The following is a 15,833-nucleotide window of genomic DNA, read 5'->3' on the forward strand; positions in this document are numbered from 1 at the left end:
CCGACATGCAGTTGATTTTTGAAAAATCCCGGCCCGGACGGCGTGGGGTGGACCTCCCGGCCTGCGACGTGCCCGAGGTGGATCTGGCCGACGCGCTGCCCAGGGACTATCTGCGGCAGGTTCCGCCCGGGCTCCCAGAAGTGAGCGAACCCGATGTGATTCGCCATTACACGGCGCTTTCCCGGCGCAATCACGGGGTGGATCTCGGTTTTTATCCTTTGGGTTCTTGTACGATGAAATACAATCCAAAACGAAATGAACAGTTTGCCCGCATGTCCGGTTTTGCCGGCCTTCACCCACTCCAGCCGGTTGAAACGGTTCAAGGAGCCCTAAAACTCATGGCTGCGCTGCAAGAAGCCCTGGCGGCGGTAACGGGCATGGACGCGGTGAGTATCCAGCCCGCGGCCGGAGCCCAGGGTGAATGGACGGGGTTGATGATGATCCGGGCCTATCATCGGTCCCGGGGAGAAGAGCGGACGACGGTGATCATCCCCGATTCCGCCCATGGAACCAATCCTGCCAGCGCGGCGATGGCCGGTTTGCGGGTGGTGACGGTGCCGTCGAATGACCGGGGCGGGGTTGATCTCCGGGCCCTGGAGCGCGTGCTCGGCGGGGACACCGCGGCTCTCATGTTGACCAATCCGAATACCTTGGGCCTTTTTGAGGAACAGATTGTCGAGATTGCCCAGCGGGTACACGCGGCCGGGGGACTCCTCTACTATGACGGGGCCAATGCCAACGCCATCCTCGGGAAAGCGAGGCCCGGGGATATGGGCTTCGATGTGGTTCACATGAACCTGCACAAAACCTTTTCCACGCCCCACGGCGGCGGCGGCCCCGGGGCGGGTCCCGTGGGCGTGAAGGCATTCTTGGCCCCCTTTTTACCATCTCCGGTGATCCGGCGGGAAGGGGACCGGGTGGTGCTGGACGACGATCGCCCCCAGAGCATCGGGAGGGTGCACTCGTTTTACGGGAACTTCGGGGTGTTGGTTCGGGCTTACGCCTATCTCAGGGCGATGGGGCCCGAGGGTCTGCGGCGGGTGTCCGAAGACGCGGTGCTCAGTGCGAACTATTTGATGAGACGATTGGCGCCGTACTTTGAGTTGCCTTACGATCGGACCTGCAAACACGAATTCGTCCTTTCCGGAGCCCGGCAAAAACGCCAAGGCGTGCGAACGTTGGATATGGCCAAGCGGCTGATCGACTTCGGGTTTCACCCGCCCACGGTGTATTTTCCGTTAATCGTAGACGAAGCCTTGATGATCGAGCCGACGGAAACCGAAAGTCTAGAGACGTTGGACGCTTTTGTCGACGCGTGGGCTCAAATCGCCGAAGAGGTGAAATCCGATCCTGATAAGGTGCGTTCAGCCCCGCATACGACGGTGGTATCCCGTTTGGACGAAACCCTGGCGGCCCGTGCGCCGGTGCTGCGTTGGACGGACGAGCCATCCTCCTAGACCGCGGGCTTTGTAAAATACCACGAGGGGCCTCGAAAAAAGGCCCCTCTTGAGTGGTGTCGACGCGGTCTAGGTGCCCCGGGGCACCTCGATCCGTCAGTCCGGGTGCGCCGCTGAATTTCAGTTGGCCCGCTGGGCGGCCTGCATCACTTGATTCACGCCAGTTCCTTGACCGTAGTATCCTGGGGTATAACCCGCCTGACTCGCCTGGCCTTGGCGTTGCCAATTCCCAGCTTCCCCCTGGCCTCGGTCGGCTTGAAGAACTTGTTGCACGGCGGTCTGATTGACACCTGGGGCAGCCTGGGAGTACCCGGTCGCTTGAGCGCCCTGGCTCCCGGCTTGCCAGGTTTGGCCGCCAGCTTGCCCGGCTGCCGAACCGTACCAGCCGGCGGGTTGGTTCTGATTGGCCCCCGCCTGTCGGTCCGCCTGAAGGACTTGGGAGATGGCGGCGGTGTTGACGCCTCCCCCCTGTATGCCGGCGGACTGGGCGCCGGATACCGGTGTCGGGCGGTACCAAGGACCCGTAAAGGGGTTGCGGTCTGCCTGCATGACTTGCTGTAAGGTTCCGCCGCTGATCTCCGGACGGTTTAACCCCTGAACCGGACCATAGGGGGCGGTGTATGACACCGGCTGCAAGGGGGCGATGCCAGCCGCCGAGAACGTCCCGGCTTGGGCCGCGGTCGCCAGTCCTTGTTCGATCTGGGCACACAATTGCTGGATCTGGCGAAGTTCCCTCGCGGCGTTCGATTCGAGCTGGGACATGTTCTGAAAGGTGCCCTGGCCGAACTGATTCAATTGTGCGGCATTCTGCTGTTCCTGGGCAATGAGCCGGTTGCACAGGTCCTGGGCTTGTCGGGCGGCCTGCTGGAGTTGCTGAACGTTCATCATTGGTCGTTCACCTCCAAGGCTTGGGCTAAAATTTGGCCGTGTCGCCGTGATTAGGTTAAACGACATCCCCTTGGCTTATTCGCGGTTCCACGAGGTGAGAAGTGTCGTTTGCGACGACAAGTCGCCATGTGTCCCTCTCCTGGCGCAGCACGGTGATGCTCGTGTTGTCGATGGGAGATTTTAGATCCCAATTGGGGAACAGGCGGCCGAGCAGGGCGCGAATCCAGCCGCCGTGGCTGACGACGATAAGGCGGGACCCCTTGTGTCGAGCCGTCATGTCAGCCAGGGCGGCCTGGGCGCGGTCGGCCATCCTCTCCCAGGGTTCTACTCCGGAGTCCTCGTGTTCCCAACTGTGCCCCGCCAAATGCGGGTAACGCTGGGCGATTTCCGTCCGAGTCAACCCTTCCAACTGCCCATAACTGCGTTCTCGCAGGCGCGGATCCGTTACAAAATGGATCCCGCATGCCTTGGCAATCACCTCGGCGGTGTATCTGGCCCGCATGAGATCGCTGCTGTACACGGCATCCCAGTGCCCTTCGGCAAGACGCCGGGCCACAGCCTCCGCCTGCCTCCGCCCGACGTCGGTCAAGGGGACGTCCCGGTGGCCCTGCAGGCGCTGTTCTCGATTCCATGTCGTTTCTCCATGGCGCACCAGGCAAATCTGGGTGAATGCCACCGGGCCTTCAGTTTCAGGCATAAGTCTCCATCCTTTCGTTCGCGGGGGTTGCCATGGTTTTTGGCACCGATCCGTTTCGAGTATACAACGAAAGGGGGCCATCGGTGCACGATTCCCCCGTTCCGGGTTGGTGCCCGGTCAACAGGGGATACCGTCACCCTTCGGGTGGCGTCGTTGTGCCCGCCGGGCCGACAATGATAAAATGACGAAAGACTTGGGATCGTCGGAGATGGGGTGAAGGCGGAGGGTGTACAGGTTCTTGGTGTTGCACGGACCGAATCTCGGGGCGTTGGGGCTGCGGGAGCCGGAGATCTATGGGCGGAAAACCTTGCAGGAGATTGATGAGGATTTACAGGCCTGGGCCCGGGGGCGGGGCTGCGAGATCGAGTCCTTTCAGTCGAATTGGGAGGGTGCGCTGATCGATCGGGTTCATCAAGCCCGGGGACAGTTTGACGGCATTGTCATCAATCCCGGCGCGCTGACCCATTACAGCATTGCACTCCGGGACGCATTGGCGGCGGTGCCCCTGCCGGCGGTGGAGGTACATTTGAGCAATGTTCATGCCAGGGAGTCCTTTCGGCACCATTCGGTGATATCGCCAGTGGTTAAAGGGGTGATCGCGGGGCTGGGGGACTTGGGTTATCGTCTGGCCCTGGAGGCCTTACTTGAGGCGTGTAAAGGAGGAGGGGGACGAGAAGGTGCGTGAACGCATTGAACGGGTCCGGAAGGAGTTGGAAGCTCGTCAGCTGGACGCGCTGTTTGTGGCCGACCCCGATAATCGCCGGTATCTGAGCGGGTTTACGGGAACTTCGGGGTACGTCGTGGTCGGCCGGCAAGAGGGCGTGTTCCTGACGGATTTTCGTTATGTGGAACAGGCGCAAATCCAGGTCCAGGGACTCCGGGTGGTGCGGCACGGCGCGCAGATGGTGGAAACCCTAAGCGAGGTCTTGAAGGAATGGGGCGTTCAAGTCCTGGGATTTGAACAGGAGCATTTGACGGTAGGCACGTGGGAGCGGCTGAAAACCGCTTTGGATCCGATCCGTTTAGAGGGAACGTCGGGGCTGGTGGAAGAGCTTCGGATGGTCAAGGACGACCGTGAACTGGCCAAAATCCGAAAGGCGGCCGCCATTGCGGACCAGGCGTTTCGAACGGTGTTGGATCACGTCCGGCCCGGGGTTCGGGAGTTGGATCTGGCCCGGGTTTTGGAACGGACGATGGAAGACCTCGGAGCTGAAGGGCCTTCCTTTGAGACCATTGTCGCATCGGGACATCGATCGGCCCTTCCTCACGGGGTGGCAAGCCAAAAAACCGTAGAGATCGGCGACCTCGTCACCTTTGATTTTGGTTGTGTTTACGAGGGATATTGTTCCGACCTGACCCGGACGGTGGCGGTGGGTCGGGTGGACGACCGGCGGCGCCGGATCTATGAGGTGGTTCTGGAGGCTCAGCAGAAGGCCTTGCAGGATCTTCGCCCGGGTATGACGGGCCGGGAGGCGGACGCACTGGCCCGAAGGGTGATCGAAGATGCAGGGTATGGTGAGTCCTTTGGGCATTCCCTCGGACACGGCGTGGGCTTGGCCATCCATGAGAACCCCCGTTTGGCGGCACAGAGTGAAGAGGTGCTCCGGCCGGGGATGGTGGTGACGGTTGAACCCGGGATATATTTGCCCGGGGTGGGGGGCGTTCGGATTGAGGACGATGTGGTGATAACCGCAGAAGGATGTACGCGGCTCACCTTCTCCCCAAAAGAACTTTTGATTTTGTAGAAAGGGGATTGGCGAATGATTTCCAGCAACGACTTCCGTCCCGGGGTGACCATCGAGGTGGACGGTGAGATTTGGCAAGTGATCGAATTTATGCATGTGAAACCGGGGAAAGGCTCCGCCTTTGTGCGCACGAAATTGAAAAACGTAAAAACCGGCGCGGTGAAAGAGACCACATTCCGGGCGGGGGAAAAAGTGCAGGAAGCCCGGGTGGAGACCCGGGAGATGCAGTATTTATACAATGATGGCGATTCGTACACTTTCATGGACACCGAGACCTATGAACAGCTTTCCATTCCGGCGGCTCAACTCGAGCGGGAAACCAAATTTCTGAAGGAAAACATGAATTGTTACGTGATGCTGCACGAAGGGACGCCCATCGGGGTGGAGTTGCCCAACACCGTGGTTTTGGAAGTGGTGGCGACAGACCCGGGGATTAAGGGGGATACGGCGTCCGGGGGGAGCAAACCCGCCACCCTGGAGACTGGTTTGGTGGTCCAGGTGCCCTTTTTCATCAACGTGGGGGATAAGCTGGTGATCGATACCCGGCGGGGAGAGTACGTGTCCCGGGCCTGAAGAGTCCCGAGGCGGCTCGCTGGGCTGGATTTGCGAGGATGTTCCCGGGGAGGGGAGGTTTTCTCACCGTGCGCCCGGCTCGGTGCCGGCCGGGCCTGACGAGGCATGGGCAATCCTGGAGCACGGGTGATCCGCGGCGGCGTCGCTCGATGTGATCCAGTCCGGGGTTTGTTCTCCCCGGGGTCTTGTCTGCATATATTCCCGGTGAGGGCATGCGGACAGGAGGGCCAAACTGATGTGGCACGAACTGAGGGAGCACGCCGTGACCGCTATGGGAACCCTTCGGCTGATCTCGGGCAGCATCGAGGTGTGTGCCGGCCTCTTGATCTTATATTTTCAATCCTTGGAGAAAGCGATGGCGATCAACGCCACCCTTGCCCTCGTCGGTCCCACCGTGTTGATTCTCGTCACGGCCACAGGCCTCGCCGCCATGACGGAGGAGCTGTCCTGGGGGCGGATGGTCCTCATCTTCGCCGGCGTGGTCCTGATTCTGTGGGGGATTTTTTCCGATTGAGGGAGGTGCGGCATGCCGTCGGCCCGCCGGGTACATACTAGGGGCGGTTCCTCCGGCCGGGCGGGGAGAGCCCGCAACCCGCCGGTTCGGCAGGCTGACGAAGGGGGGATGCCGCATGGAAAGCCAAGTGCGGGAAAAGATCGCCTATCTCAAGGGGCTCGCGTCAGGCCTCGAGGTCGATTCCGAGTCGAAGGAAGGTCGTTTACTGCACGGTTTGGTCGATGTTTTGGACAGCCTGTCCGCTTCTGTGGAACACTGGGCGGACAGTCAGCGGGAATTGGAAGAATATGTGAGTCTCATCGACGACGATCTTGGGGACGTCGAGGAGTTCCTCGATCTAGATGCGGATGATGAGATTGAGGAGACTTCCTATATTCGTTTGGAGTGCCCGGAATGCGGCGATACCCTTTACCTGGATGAAGGGATCGTCAACGACGAAGGGGTGGCGGAGGTCGAGTGCCCCAATTGTCATCACACGATGGTTCTGGGAGATTCTCCAGGATCCAGGCAGGATGGTCGGTCGGCGGTGTCATCCAAGCCTTCCCAGGCCTGACCGACCCAGAGGTGACGACATCTTCACATGTGCTTCAAGCCCTAGGGTCCCCACCTGGGGCTTGATTTTTTTTGCCTCATATGGACGAAAGTCAACACCATGACCATAAACAACAGGTAAATGACAAGGAACACCACGACCCACTTGATAAACACAGCTAACCAGTCCATCGATGTTCCTCCCCGCGTGGAATGTACCGATGTATTCTATGCCTCCGAGGACGAGGGGGTACGGGCGAATTCCGGCGGAATCTGTCCAGGGATTGGTCTATGTGCAACCCCTGTCCCATATGATGTACTAACCTCTGTCCCGAAAGGGTGGATGCAGGGTGCCCCAGCTCGAGAATCAGCGGCGGACGAAGGAGGGTGAAGGAAACGCGGTTCCCGGGGTGGTGCTTCGGTTGATGCCCGGGAGGGTTCGGGATGCGCTCCGGCAAGGCTTTTCCCGAGGACTTAGTGGAATTGAAGAAATCCGCATCCGTCGGGAACGGCCGGTACAAGTCTGTACGCAGGGACATGAGGGTTTTCTGACCGAAGATGGGCGTTTGGCCCGTTCGGCGGATCGAGGAATGGTCATCTCCGCCGAGGAACTGATGCAGATCCTTCACGGGTTGTCCCAATCCTCCCTTTACGCGCTGGAGGAAGAACTCCGCCGGGGGTACGTTACTCTGCCGGGCGGCCACAGGGTGGGGCTCGCCGGTCGGGCGGTGGTGGCGGGAGGGCGGATTCAAACCCAGGTGGATATCACGGGCTTGAATTTTCGCATTGCCAAGCCGGTTGTCGGTGTTTCCCGAGTCCTGGCCCCCTGGTTGATCGATGGGATGTGCAGGCCCGCAAGCACCCTCATTCTCTCACCGCCACAGTGTGGCAAAACCACTTTGCTTCGGGATCTTGCCTACCATCTGAGCATCGGGGCCTGGCATCCCCGGGTTCCGCCCCTCAAGGTGGCGGTGGTGGACGAACGATCGGAGTTGGCCGGGACCTTTCAGGGGCGGCATTACCATGATCTCGGTCCCCGCACGGATGTCCTGGATGGGTGTCCCAAGGCCGAAGGCATGATGATGATGGTGCGCTCCATGTCCCCCGAGGTGTTGATCACCGATGAAGTGGGCGGGGCTGCGGACATTGCCGCACTGATGGAGGCGGTGGGTTCCGGAGTGGTGGTTTTGGCTTCTGCCCACGCCGCCAGCCTGGATGACGCCGAGTCCCGGCCTGCACTGCGCCCCCTGCTGGAGGGGCGGCTCTTCCGCCGGTACGTGGTGCTCAGCCGGCGCCAGGGCCCCATGACGGTGGAGGGGGTGTTTGATGAAGCCGGTCGGCGATTGAAACGGGACCAGGCGAAAGCCGGAACTGGCCGGCCGGGGCCGCTGGCGTGAACCGGGAGCATCGGGGTGACGAAAGATGAGCGTGTTGCAATGGGTCGGCAGTGCCTTTGTGCTCACCGCGTCGGCGGGTCTTGGGTTTTACAAGGCCGAGCGGCTCAGGAAGCGGGTGGAGGCTCTACGGTCGGTTCAAGGGGGACTTCAATTGCTGGATACGGAAATCGCTTTCTCCGCCACGCCCTTGCCCCGTGCTCTGGTGAGAATCGCCCGGGTCTGCGCGCCTCCCGCATCGGTGATTTTTGCCGACGCGGCCGAGGGTTTGGCAAGCCGGCCGGAGGTTGGTGCGGGGGTTCACTGGGAGGCGGCGGTGGGAAAACGGTGCGCCGAACTGGCGCTGGCGCCGGCGGACGAGGAGATCCTGGTGCAGTTCGGTCGGACGCTGGGTGTATCCGACCGGGAGGACCAGCGTAAACACATCCGCATGGCTTTGGAGCGACTGTCGGTGCAGGAGCGTGAGGCGGCCGGGGAAGCGGCCCAGCGGGTTCGGATGTGGCGGTCTTTGGGAATTCTGGCCGGCCTTGCCGTGGTGGTTTTGCTGATGTGAGAAGGGGGCCGTGGTCGTGGGACTGGATTTGAGCGCCATTTTCCAAATCGCCGGCGTCGGGGTGTTGGTGGCGGTTATTCATACGGTACTGCGCCAGTCCGGCAAGGAAGAGTTTGCCCACTGGGCCACGTTGACGGGGTTCGTGGTGATCCTGTTCATGGTGATCCACTACATCGGCCAATTGTTCAACGAGATTATGGACGTGTTCCGTCTGCATTGACCGGGGGACGGGTATGGAGATTCTTCAGATCGTCGGATTCGGGTTGACGGCGGCGGTGCTCATTGCGCTGATCCGGTCCCAAGCGCCCCAAATCGCACTGCTATTGTCGTTGTTCGCCGGAGCCGCGCTGTTTATGCTCATCGTCCAGAGGGTGGGCACGGTGATCGGCGCGATGGAGCACCTGGCCGGTGCAGCGAACATCGACTGGGTGTTCGTGCAGACGATTTTTAAAATCGTCGGCATCGCATACATCGCCGAGTTTGGCGCCCAAATCGTGCGGGACGCCGGCGAGTCGGCATTGGCGGGGAAAATCGAGCTGGCCGGCAAGGTGATGATCATGGTGCTCGCCGTGCCGATCCTCACTTCTGTTGTGGAGACGGTCATGCGGGTCTTGCAGTGAAAGGGATGGGGGTGGAGGTGTGAAGATTCCATCGCCGGCCCAAAGGCGCCGGCGGGCGGTGGCCGCCGGGGCTCTGGTGGGGGCGACGCTGTGGATTCTTTGGGCCTTCCTCGGAACAGGAGCCTGGGCGGCGGGGCCGCTGCCGGATCCCGGATGGGGAGAAGCCCGGGTCTGGACACAGGCCGGTGATCTTTCGGAGCACGGCTCAGGGTTTGACCCCGTCCCTTCTCAAGGGCCGGCACCGCCCTCTCCATCCCCGCCGTCCGGATCACCGCCCGCATTGGCGCCGCCATCCGAGGTTCCCGGGATCTCGATACCGGCGCCCGCAGCTCCCGCCGGCACTGCCCAGGATGCGATGGACGTCCCCGGTATGGACACCCGCAGCGTGGAGCAATTCTGGCGGGACGTCGCGGAGAAATACGGGGGCTATCTCCCTCCGGACAGTATTCCCTCGGTGGTGGGTTTTGTGGAGAATGGGTCCGGCTCCTGGGGGGTGCTGAAAGGGCTGGCCCGGTTTGTCCTCGACGAGTGGGGAAAGAGTTTGGGTTTGCTCGGCATGTTGATCTTGCTTGCGATTTTCGCCGCGGTCCTGGAGACCTTGCAAGGTTCCTTCGCCCATCCCGAGGTCAGCCGGATTGCTTTCGCCGGGGTGTACCTGGCGCTCCTGGTTCTCGCCGTGCAATCGTTTTTTGGAGCCGTGGGGGCCGCCCGGGGAGCCGTTCAAACGATGATTGATTTTATGCTCGCCGTGTTGCCTTTGTTGATGGCCCTTTTGGCCGCGGTGGGGGCTTTCAGTACCGCGGCGGTGCTTCACCCGTTGACCATCGGCATCACCCACGTGGTGGGCTATGTGACCACAACAGTGGTCATCCCGCTGATCTTCTTCAGCGCGGTGCTGGACATCACCAGTTTGCTGTCCGATCGGTACCGGGCAACCCAATTGGCGGGGGTCCTGAGGTCCGCGGCCATCACGGTGTTGGGCCTGTGTCTCACTGTCTTTCTCGGCGTGATCGCCATCTCCGGGGGAACCCGGGCGGTGGCGGACGGCGTGGCGATTCGAGTGGCGAAATTCGCCACCGCCAGTTTCGTCCCGGTTGTCGGCAAAATGTTCTCCGATGCCACGGAGACGGTGGTCGGTGCGTCCCTTCTCCTCAAAAATGTCGTCGGCGTGGCAGGGGCAGTGGTGATGCTCATGATTTGCGCCTTTCCGGCTCTGAAAATCCTGACGGTGGCCATGGTGTACAACATCGCCGGTGCCTTGGTCCAACCCCTCGGCACGTCGACGCTGGCCCAGAGTCTCGGAGCGATCGGGAAGACGCTCATGATCCTCTTTGCGGCGGTGGCCACGGTGGGAATGATGTTTTTCTTGGCTATCACTGCTGTGATCACCGTGGGGAATCTGTCGGTCATGGCGAGGTGACGGGGTGGACGCGCTGGTTGCGTGGCTCAGACAAGTGGTGTTGGTGCTCTTGGCCGCCGCCTTCCTGGATTGGATGCTGCCGACGAACACGATGCAGCGCTATGTCAAGGTGGTCATGGGGCTGGTGGTGGTGGGTACGCTGCTGACCCCGCTGATGCAAGTCTTTCACATGACCGAAGCCTGGAAGGCGGCGGTGGCTTCCCTTGGGGAACCGGCAGCCGCAGGTGCGCCGACTTCGGGGTTGACGGATCGGGTCATGGCCTGGGAAGCGCAACAAGCCCAAGGTGCCTGGACGGAGGAAATCCGTCGCCGGGTGGCGGAGCGGGCGGCCCAAGCGTCCGGACATGCGGTCGCCTCCGTTCAAGTGGAGGCGGGGCCGGCGGCTCCCGGCCCGGTGCCCAAACCTCCGGTTCTGCGCCGGATCGTGGTCGTTCTTGGGCCGCCTTTGCCGCCGGCTCCCTCCGGCAGTCCATCGGGATCCGGTTCCGGGGCGGCGGGGTCGGAGGCGCTGGTTACCCCCGTCCGGCCTGTCGAGATCGGGCCTGGTCAGAGACCCGCCCCTTCGGCGGGAGCGGCCCTGCGGCGCTCGGTGGCCCAGGCCGTTGCCGCAGATCTCGGCATCGATCCTTCCCTGGTCGATGTACAGAACGATACCTCGGGAATGGGAGGGGGGGCGGGGTGAACTGGAATTTTGCAAATGGATCAAAATGGTTGTGGATCTTGGGGATTCTCGGGGTGGTTCTCATCGCCCTTGGGGCGCTTACCCGCGGCCCGTCCGGGGCGCCGGCCAAGCCCCCGTCGATCCCCTCGACCGACCAGGCCGGTGGGGGTTCGGCGGAAATGCAAGCCTATGAACAAGCGTACGAACAACAGTTGACCAGCCTTCTGAGCCGACTCCCCGGGGTGCAAGACGTCCGGGTGATGGTGAATGTGGACTCGACCGAGGAGGTGGTCTACGCACGCAACGATCAGAACCAGAACCAGACGATTAATGAAACGGACAAACAGGGCGGGACCCGGGTGACCGCGAGCCAGTCGTCGAACGATCAGGTGGTGTTGGCTGGGCAGAACCAGCCCCTGATCGTCAAACGGCTCCGGCCCCAAGTCCGGGGGGTGCTCGTGGTTGCCAAGGGGGCTCAGGACGCCCGAGTGCAGGCGGAGATCGTTCAGGCTGTGGCGGCCGTCCTCGGTGTGCCGCCGCATCGCATTGCCGTGGTGCCCGGCCAATGAATCCAGGCAGGCGGGCCGGCTGCGGTTTCCGAACCGAAGGAGACGGGGGGAGACAGATTGGTCAAGAGGCAATCGGTGTGGCTTTCGACGATGATGGTGCTGGCGTTGATGGTCATCGGTTATTACACGGTGAACAGCGAGAATAAACCGCTTCCGACCACGGGGGAACAGACCCAAGGCACAAGTGGGGCGGGGACGACGAATTCGGACGCGTTGCCGCCGCTTCCTCCTTCAGCCACCGGCGACCAAGGGGGAACCGGTTCTGGTCAAGGAGCCGGGGGTACCGCCGGCGGCGCGGGCACCTCTGGAACCGGGACGTCGGGGCAGAATTCGGCCACCTCATCCCAGGCCGGTTCTGGGGGCAGCACAGGGGCGCAAAACAGCTCGGGGAGCGACTATTTTGCGGAAATGGCATTGAAGGAGACCCAACGGGAGTCCGGGGTGATGGAGCAACTTCAGCAAGTCATCGCGAACCCGAAGTCGTCCAGTGAGGAGGTGGCCAAGGCCAACCAGCAGCTGCAAGAGATTACCACCATGCAGGGAAAAGCGGAACAAACGGTGGAAATGCTCAAAGGTGCCGGGTTCCCGCAAGCGGTGATCCTGCCTTCCGGGAGCGGGGATGTGAATTATGACCACGTCACCGTCTACGTACAAGCGTCCTCGCTGTCACCCCAACAGGCCGTGAACGTGATGGGCATCGTCCATCAACAGATGGGGATCCCGGCGTCGAACATCACGGTATACTGGCACGAATGAGGCGAAACGTCCAGTGGGCCCTGGGGGCCGTGGGCTTTTCAAGGACTGTTGGCGCTATTGACCAACAGTCCATTTTGTTTGAAAACGGGTCGAACCGTAGGATCGAATTGCGTGTCTGTGGCCGCTCTTCATAGCGCTGTGGTATACTTGTCCAAGTGAACGAATGCACACAGGGAGTGACCACGGCATGTTCAGGGTAACAGAGATTCGGGAATTGATTCGCTTGATGGACGAAACCAGCGTAGTGGAATTGGAGGTGGAATCGGAGGGGGCCCGCTTGTCCATTCGAAAAGCCCAGGCGGCGGCTCCCCTTCCGGCGGTAGCGCCGGCCGCCCCCGCTGCCTCAGCAGTTTTGCCCCAGGCTGCGCCGGTGGAGAAGACCGCCGCCATCCAAGAGCAGACCGCTCCGGCAACCCCGGAACCCCGAACCCCGGAGTCCAAGTCTGAGGGGACCGGTAACGGCGGGGGGAAATCGGAGGTCGATGCCTCGCTTTATACCATTACTTCGCCCATGGTCGGCACTTTTTACCGCGCCCCTGCGCCAGACGCGGATCCCTATGTTCAGGTCGGCAGTCGGGTCGACGAGAAGACGATCGTGTGCATTGTTGAGGCCATGAAACTGATGAACGAGATCGAGGCGGATTGCCGGGGAGAGATCGTAGAAATCCTGGCGGAAAACGGCCAGTTGGTCGAGTTCGGACAGCCCCTGTTCCGAGTTCGCTTGGATTGACGGGGGGATGGCTGTGTTTAAGAAGATTTTGATCGCAAACCGGGGAGAGATCGCGGTCCGGATTATTCGCGCCTGCCGGGAACTGGGTATTCAAACGGTGGCCGTTTACTCCGAAGCAGACCGGGAAGCTCTTCACGTTCAAATGGCCGATGAGGCGTATTGCATCGGCCCCACACCGAGCAAGCAGAGTTACCTTCATATTGCCAGCATCATGAGCCTGGCGACCAAAACCGGCGTGGACGCCATTCACCCGGGGTATGGATTCCTGGCGGAGAACAGCGATTTTGCCGAAGTGTGTAACGCCTGCAACATTACCTTCATCGGTCCTCCTCCTTCGGCCATCGAGCAGATGGGGGATAAATCGGTGGCTAAGGAGACGATGAAGCGGGCGGGGGTTCCCACGGTTCCGGGAACGGACGGTTTGATCGCGAGCACCGAGGAAGCTCTTCGGGTGGCTGAGCAGATCGGTTATCCCGTGATCATCAAAGCCACCGCGGGGGGCGGTGGAAAGGGTATGCGGACCGCCGGGACCCCGGAGGAGCTCGCCAAGGGGATTGAGATGGCCCGGACCGAGGCGGAAACGGCTTTCGGCAACCCCGGTGTGTATCTGGAAAAACTCGTTCAGGAACCGCGCCACGTCGAGATCCAGATCATGGCGGATCGGCACGGGAACGCCGTTTATCTGGGAGAGCGGGACTGCTCAATCCAGCGACGTCATCAAAAACTGATCGAAGAGGCACCCTGCCCCGTGTTGACCCCGGAATTGCGCAGGGAGATGGGGGAGGCGGCGGTTCGGGCGGCCCTGGCTGTCGGATACGTCGGGGCCGGGACGGTGGAATTCCTGCTCGATAAAGACGGGAAATTCTATTTTATGGAGATGAACACCCGGATTCAGGTGGAACATCCGGTAACGGAGTGGGTAACAGGGTACGATCTGGTGCGGGAGCAAATTCTCGTCGCCGCCGGGGAACCGTTGTCCATGGCACAACAGGACGTCGTGCTCCGCGGATGGGCGATCGAGTGCCGGATTAATGCGGAGGATCCCAATAGGAATTTTATGCCATCCCCAGGACTGATTCAGGAGTACCTCCCCCCGGGGGGTCTCGGAGTGCGGGTCGACAGTGCCGTCTATTCCGGTTATCGAGTGACGCCCTTTTACGATTCGATGATTGCGAAGTTGATTGTCTGGGCACCGACCCGCCTGCAGGCCATCGCCCGGATGAAGCGGGCTTTGGCGGAGTTTCGCATCGAGGGCATTAAAACAACTATTCCGTTTCATTTGAAGGTATTGGATCATCCCGATTTCATCGAAGGAAATGTGACCACCCAGTTTTTAGAGACTCATGAACTGTGAAAGAGAACTTGGGCCGGCGCAGGTGCTGCGCCCCTGTAGGTTGTACGACGGGGTGCAAGAAGTTTGAGGGGGTTCATTGTTCCCGACGGGGTGCTTTGTTATACTGCAAGTACAGGAAAGTGATGACAGGATCGAGACGGGGTGACGGAGATGGTCGAACCGGATGACTCCATAACGGAATTGGGCAGTATTCGAATTGCCAATGAGGTCATTGAGGTGATTGCTGGCCTCGCCGCCGTAGAGGTGCCCGGGGTGGCCGGGATGAGCGGCGGTGTCGTGGGCGGTATTGCCGAGCTGTTGGGGCGCAAAAACCTGTCCAAGGGCGTCAAGGTAGAGGTCGGCCAGAAACAGTGCGCTGTGGACGTGTCCATCGTGGCGGAATACGGGGCGCGGATTCCCGATGTGGCCGGGGCGATTCAAGAGAATGTGAAACGCGCCATTGAGACGATGACGGGGTTGGAAGTGGTGGAAGTCAACGTCCATGTGCTCGGGGTGGCGTTTCGCCAGGAAGAGAAGGCAGAAGAGACTTCTCCTCGAGTGATGTGACAACGGTGGGCCGCCGGAGATGTCGGGAGGTGGGCTCGTGCACATTGTCGATCGCATTTTGCTTGGAGTCTACGCTTTGGTCGTGGGGGTTGTGGCGCTCTTCGCGGCACTGTGGGCGGCGGGATGGGACGTCGTGGCGCGGTGGGCGGCTCGGATCGACCCCGCGGCCGTTTTGGCGGTGTGCATTTTGCTCGTGGTCGTGAGCTTGCGCTTCCTCTTCTTGCGAGGGGCTCCGGCAGACCCGGCGGCCGTGGTGCTGCACCGGACCGAGGGGGATGTGTCCATAGCCCTCCAGGCGGTGGAACAGATGGCCACTCGGGTGGCGAGGCAGATTCGCGGAGTGGACGAGCTGACGGCCAGCGTTCGCCCGAGCGGGGAGCGGGTGGCCATTCGGCTGAAAGTGGTGGTCAAGCCCGATGTGGCGGTGCCGCCCTTGACTGAACAACTTCAGGTATCGGTTCGGGAGTATGTGGAGCAGACGTCCGGATTGGGCGTTTCGGACGTGCGGGTCTATGTGTCCGGGGTTGCCGGGGAAGTGCTGTGGAAGGGCAACCGGGACCGGCGGCGGGTGTTGTAAGATGAATCAAATTGCGCAACTGTTGAAGTGGTTGTGGGAAAACCATCCGGGTCGACTTCTCGGTACTGTTCTGGGGTTTGTGGCCGGGGTGGTATTTTTGTTCGTGGGGTTCTGGCGGGCACTGATCTTCGCCTTCTTCGTTTGGTTAGGCTATGTATGGGGAGGGGCCTGGGAGCGCCGGGAAGACTGGAGAGATGTGATCGAACGGTTGTTGCCGTCGAGATACCGGGATTCATGAGGGGGTAGGC

The 15,833-nt window shown here is 61.3% G+C and carries 22 protein-coding genes; 19 read left to right on the plus strand and 3 right to left on the minus strand.

Annotation, left to right across the window (positions count from 1 at the left end; all coding sequences use genetic code 11):
* The first annotated feature begins 5 nt into the window (after positions 1-5).
* Positions 6-1,457: an aminomethyl-transferring glycine dehydrogenase subunit GcvPB gene (gene gcvPB, locus BTUS_RS03605; RefSeq protein WP_041304870.1), complete on the plus strand. Its 1,452-nt coding sequence runs from the start codon at positions 6-8 to the stop codon at positions 1,455-1,457.
* Between the two features lie 120 nt (positions 1,458-1,577).
* On the opposite strand, the gene BTUS_RS18610 is transcribed toward gcvPB, so the two are convergent.
* Both BTUS_RS18610 and BTUS_RS03615 read right to left on the minus strand, forming a co-directional pair.
* The gene (locus tag BTUS_RS18610) at positions 1,578-2,345 is read right to left on the minus strand and encodes a hypothetical protein (protein ID WP_013074766.1); all 768 of its coding nucleotides are present in this window, start codon (positions 2,343-2,345) and stop codon (positions 1,578-1,580) included.
* Positions 2,346-2,400: 55 nt separating this feature from the next.
* Positions 2,401-3,042 carry a histidine phosphatase family protein gene (locus tag BTUS_RS03615; RefSeq protein WP_013074767.1) on the minus strand — a complete coding sequence of 214 codons (642 nt, stop codon included), beginning with the start codon at positions 3,040-3,042 and terminating at the stop codon, positions 2,401-2,403.
* Between the two features lie 226 nt (positions 3,043-3,268).
* Here BTUS_RS03615 and aroQ point away from each other — a divergent pair, with 226 nt between their 5' ends.
* The 5 genes from aroQ to BTUS_RS03640 all read left to right on the plus strand — a co-directional run bounded on the left by aroQ (position 3,269) and on the right by BTUS_RS03640 (position 6,427).
* Complete coding sequence (gene aroQ / locus BTUS_RS03620) at positions 3,269-3,727, plus strand: type II 3-dehydroquinate dehydratase (protein WP_041303675.1); 459 nt, start codon at positions 3,269-3,271, stop codon at positions 3,725-3,727.
* Positions 3,720-4,787, plus strand: a complete 1,068-nt coding sequence (locus tag BTUS_RS03625; protein ID WP_013074769.1) for a M24 family metallopeptidase — start codon at positions 3,720-3,722, stop codon at positions 4,785-4,787. The genes aroQ and BTUS_RS03625 overlap by 8 nt, the downstream gene beginning before the upstream one ends.
* A gap of 15 nt (positions 4,788-4,802) precedes the next feature.
* Positions 4,803-5,360 carry an elongation factor P gene (gene efp, locus BTUS_RS03630; RefSeq protein ID WP_013074770.1) on the plus strand — a complete coding sequence of 186 codons (558 nt, stop codon included), beginning with the start codon at positions 4,803-4,805 and terminating at the stop codon, positions 5,358-5,360.
* A 235-nt stretch (positions 5,361-5,595) separates the two neighbouring features.
* Positions 5,596-5,874 (plus strand): YqhV family protein, encoded by a 279-nt coding sequence (locus BTUS_RS03635; protein WP_013074771.1) that lies wholly within the window; start codon positions 5,596-5,598, stop codon positions 5,872-5,874.
* Positions 5,875-5,989: 115 nt separating this feature from the next.
* The gene (locus tag BTUS_RS03640) at positions 5,990-6,427 is read left to right on the plus strand and encodes a CD1247 N-terminal domain-containing protein (RefSeq protein ID WP_013074772.1); all 438 of its coding nucleotides are present in this window, start codon (positions 5,990-5,992) and stop codon (positions 6,425-6,427) included.
* A 41-nt stretch (positions 6,428-6,468) separates the two neighbouring features.
* Here the strand turns inward: BTUS_RS03640 and BTUS_RS19065 are convergent, their stop codons facing one another.
* Positions 6,469-6,597 (minus strand): hypothetical protein, encoded by a 129-nt coding sequence (locus BTUS_RS19065; RefSeq protein WP_013074773.1) that lies wholly within the window; start codon positions 6,595-6,597, stop codon positions 6,469-6,471.
* A 158-nt stretch (positions 6,598-6,755) separates the two neighbouring features.
* Here BTUS_RS19065 and spoIIIAA point away from each other — a divergent pair, with 158 nt between their 5' ends.
* The 13 genes from spoIIIAA (at position 6,756) to BTUS_RS03705 (ending at position 15,823) form a co-directional block, all read left to right on the plus strand.
* Positions 6,756-7,802, plus strand: a complete 1,047-nt coding sequence (spoIIIAA, locus tag BTUS_RS03645) for a stage III sporulation protein AA (protein ID WP_013074774.1) — start codon at positions 6,756-6,758, stop codon at positions 7,800-7,802.
* Positions 7,803-7,827: 25 nt separating this feature from the next.
* Positions 7,828-8,352, plus strand: coding sequence for a stage III sporulation protein SpoIIIAB (gene spoIIIAB, locus BTUS_RS03650; protein WP_013074775.1), 525 nt, complete (start codon positions 7,828-7,830; stop codon positions 8,350-8,352).
* Positions 8,353-8,368: 16 nt separating this feature from the next.
* Positions 8,369-8,572, plus strand: coding sequence for a stage III sporulation protein AC (spoIIIAC, locus tag BTUS_RS03655; protein WP_041303678.1), 204 nt, complete (start codon positions 8,369-8,371; stop codon positions 8,570-8,572).
* A 13-nt stretch (positions 8,573-8,585) separates the two neighbouring features.
* The gene (gene spoIIIAD, locus BTUS_RS03660) at positions 8,586-8,972 is read left to right on the plus strand and encodes a stage III sporulation protein AD (protein ID WP_013074777.1); all 387 of its coding nucleotides are present in this window, start codon (positions 8,586-8,588) and stop codon (positions 8,970-8,972) included.
* A gap of 19 nt (positions 8,973-8,991) precedes the next feature.
* Positions 8,992-10,392: a stage III sporulation protein AE gene (spoIIIAE, locus tag BTUS_RS03665; protein WP_013074778.1), complete on the plus strand. Its 1,401-nt coding sequence runs from the start codon at positions 8,992-8,994 to the stop codon at positions 10,390-10,392.
* A gap of 4 nt (positions 10,393-10,396) precedes the next feature.
* Positions 10,397-11,074 carry a stage III sporulation protein AF gene (locus tag BTUS_RS03670; RefSeq protein ID WP_013074779.1) on the plus strand — a complete coding sequence of 226 codons (678 nt, stop codon included), beginning with the start codon at positions 10,397-10,399 and terminating at the stop codon, positions 11,072-11,074.
* On the plus strand, positions 11,071-11,622 hold the full coding sequence (gene spoIIIAG, locus BTUS_RS03675) for a stage III sporulation protein AG (RefSeq protein ID WP_013074780.1): 552 nt from the start codon (positions 11,071-11,073) through the stop codon (positions 11,620-11,622). The genes BTUS_RS03670 and spoIIIAG overlap by 4 nt, the downstream gene beginning before the upstream one ends.
* 57 nt (positions 11,623-11,679) lie before the next feature.
* A complete protein-coding gene (locus tag BTUS_RS03680; protein ID WP_041303680.1) occupies positions 11,680-12,378 on the plus strand; it encodes a SpoIIIAH-like family protein in 699 nt (232 codons plus the stop codon).
* Between the two features lie 187 nt (positions 12,379-12,565).
* A complete protein-coding gene (gene accB, locus BTUS_RS03685) occupies positions 12,566-13,108 on the plus strand; it encodes an acetyl-CoA carboxylase biotin carboxyl carrier protein (RefSeq protein WP_013074782.1) in 543 nt (180 codons plus the stop codon).
* 13 nt (positions 13,109-13,121) lie between these two features.
* Entirely contained in the window at positions 13,122-14,462 is a 1,341-nt protein-coding gene (accC, locus tag BTUS_RS03690) for an acetyl-CoA carboxylase biotin carboxylase subunit (protein ID WP_013074783.1), read from the plus strand.
* A gap of 150 nt (positions 14,463-14,612) precedes the next feature.
* Positions 14,613-15,008 carry an Asp23/Gls24 family envelope stress response protein gene (locus BTUS_RS03695; protein ID WP_041304880.1) on the plus strand — a complete coding sequence of 132 codons (396 nt, stop codon included), beginning with the start codon at positions 14,613-14,615 and terminating at the stop codon, positions 15,006-15,008.
* Between the two features lie 37 nt (positions 15,009-15,045).
* On the plus strand, positions 15,046-15,585 hold the full coding sequence (amaP, locus tag BTUS_RS03700; RefSeq protein ID WP_013074785.1) for an alkaline shock response membrane anchor protein AmaP: 540 nt from the start codon (positions 15,046-15,048) through the stop codon (positions 15,583-15,585).
* Between the two features lies 1 nt (position 15,586).
* The gene (locus BTUS_RS03705; protein WP_013074786.1) at positions 15,587-15,823 is read left to right on the plus strand and encodes a DUF2273 domain-containing protein; all 237 of its coding nucleotides are present in this window, start codon (positions 15,587-15,589) and stop codon (positions 15,821-15,823) included.
* The last annotated feature ends 10 nt before the right edge of the window (positions 15,824-15,833 follow it).

Source organism: Kyrpidia tusciae DSM 2912 (assembly GCF_000092905.1).
Taxonomy (GTDB): Bacteria; Bacillota; Bacilli; order Kyrpidiales; family Kyrpidiaceae; genus Kyrpidia; species Kyrpidia tusciae.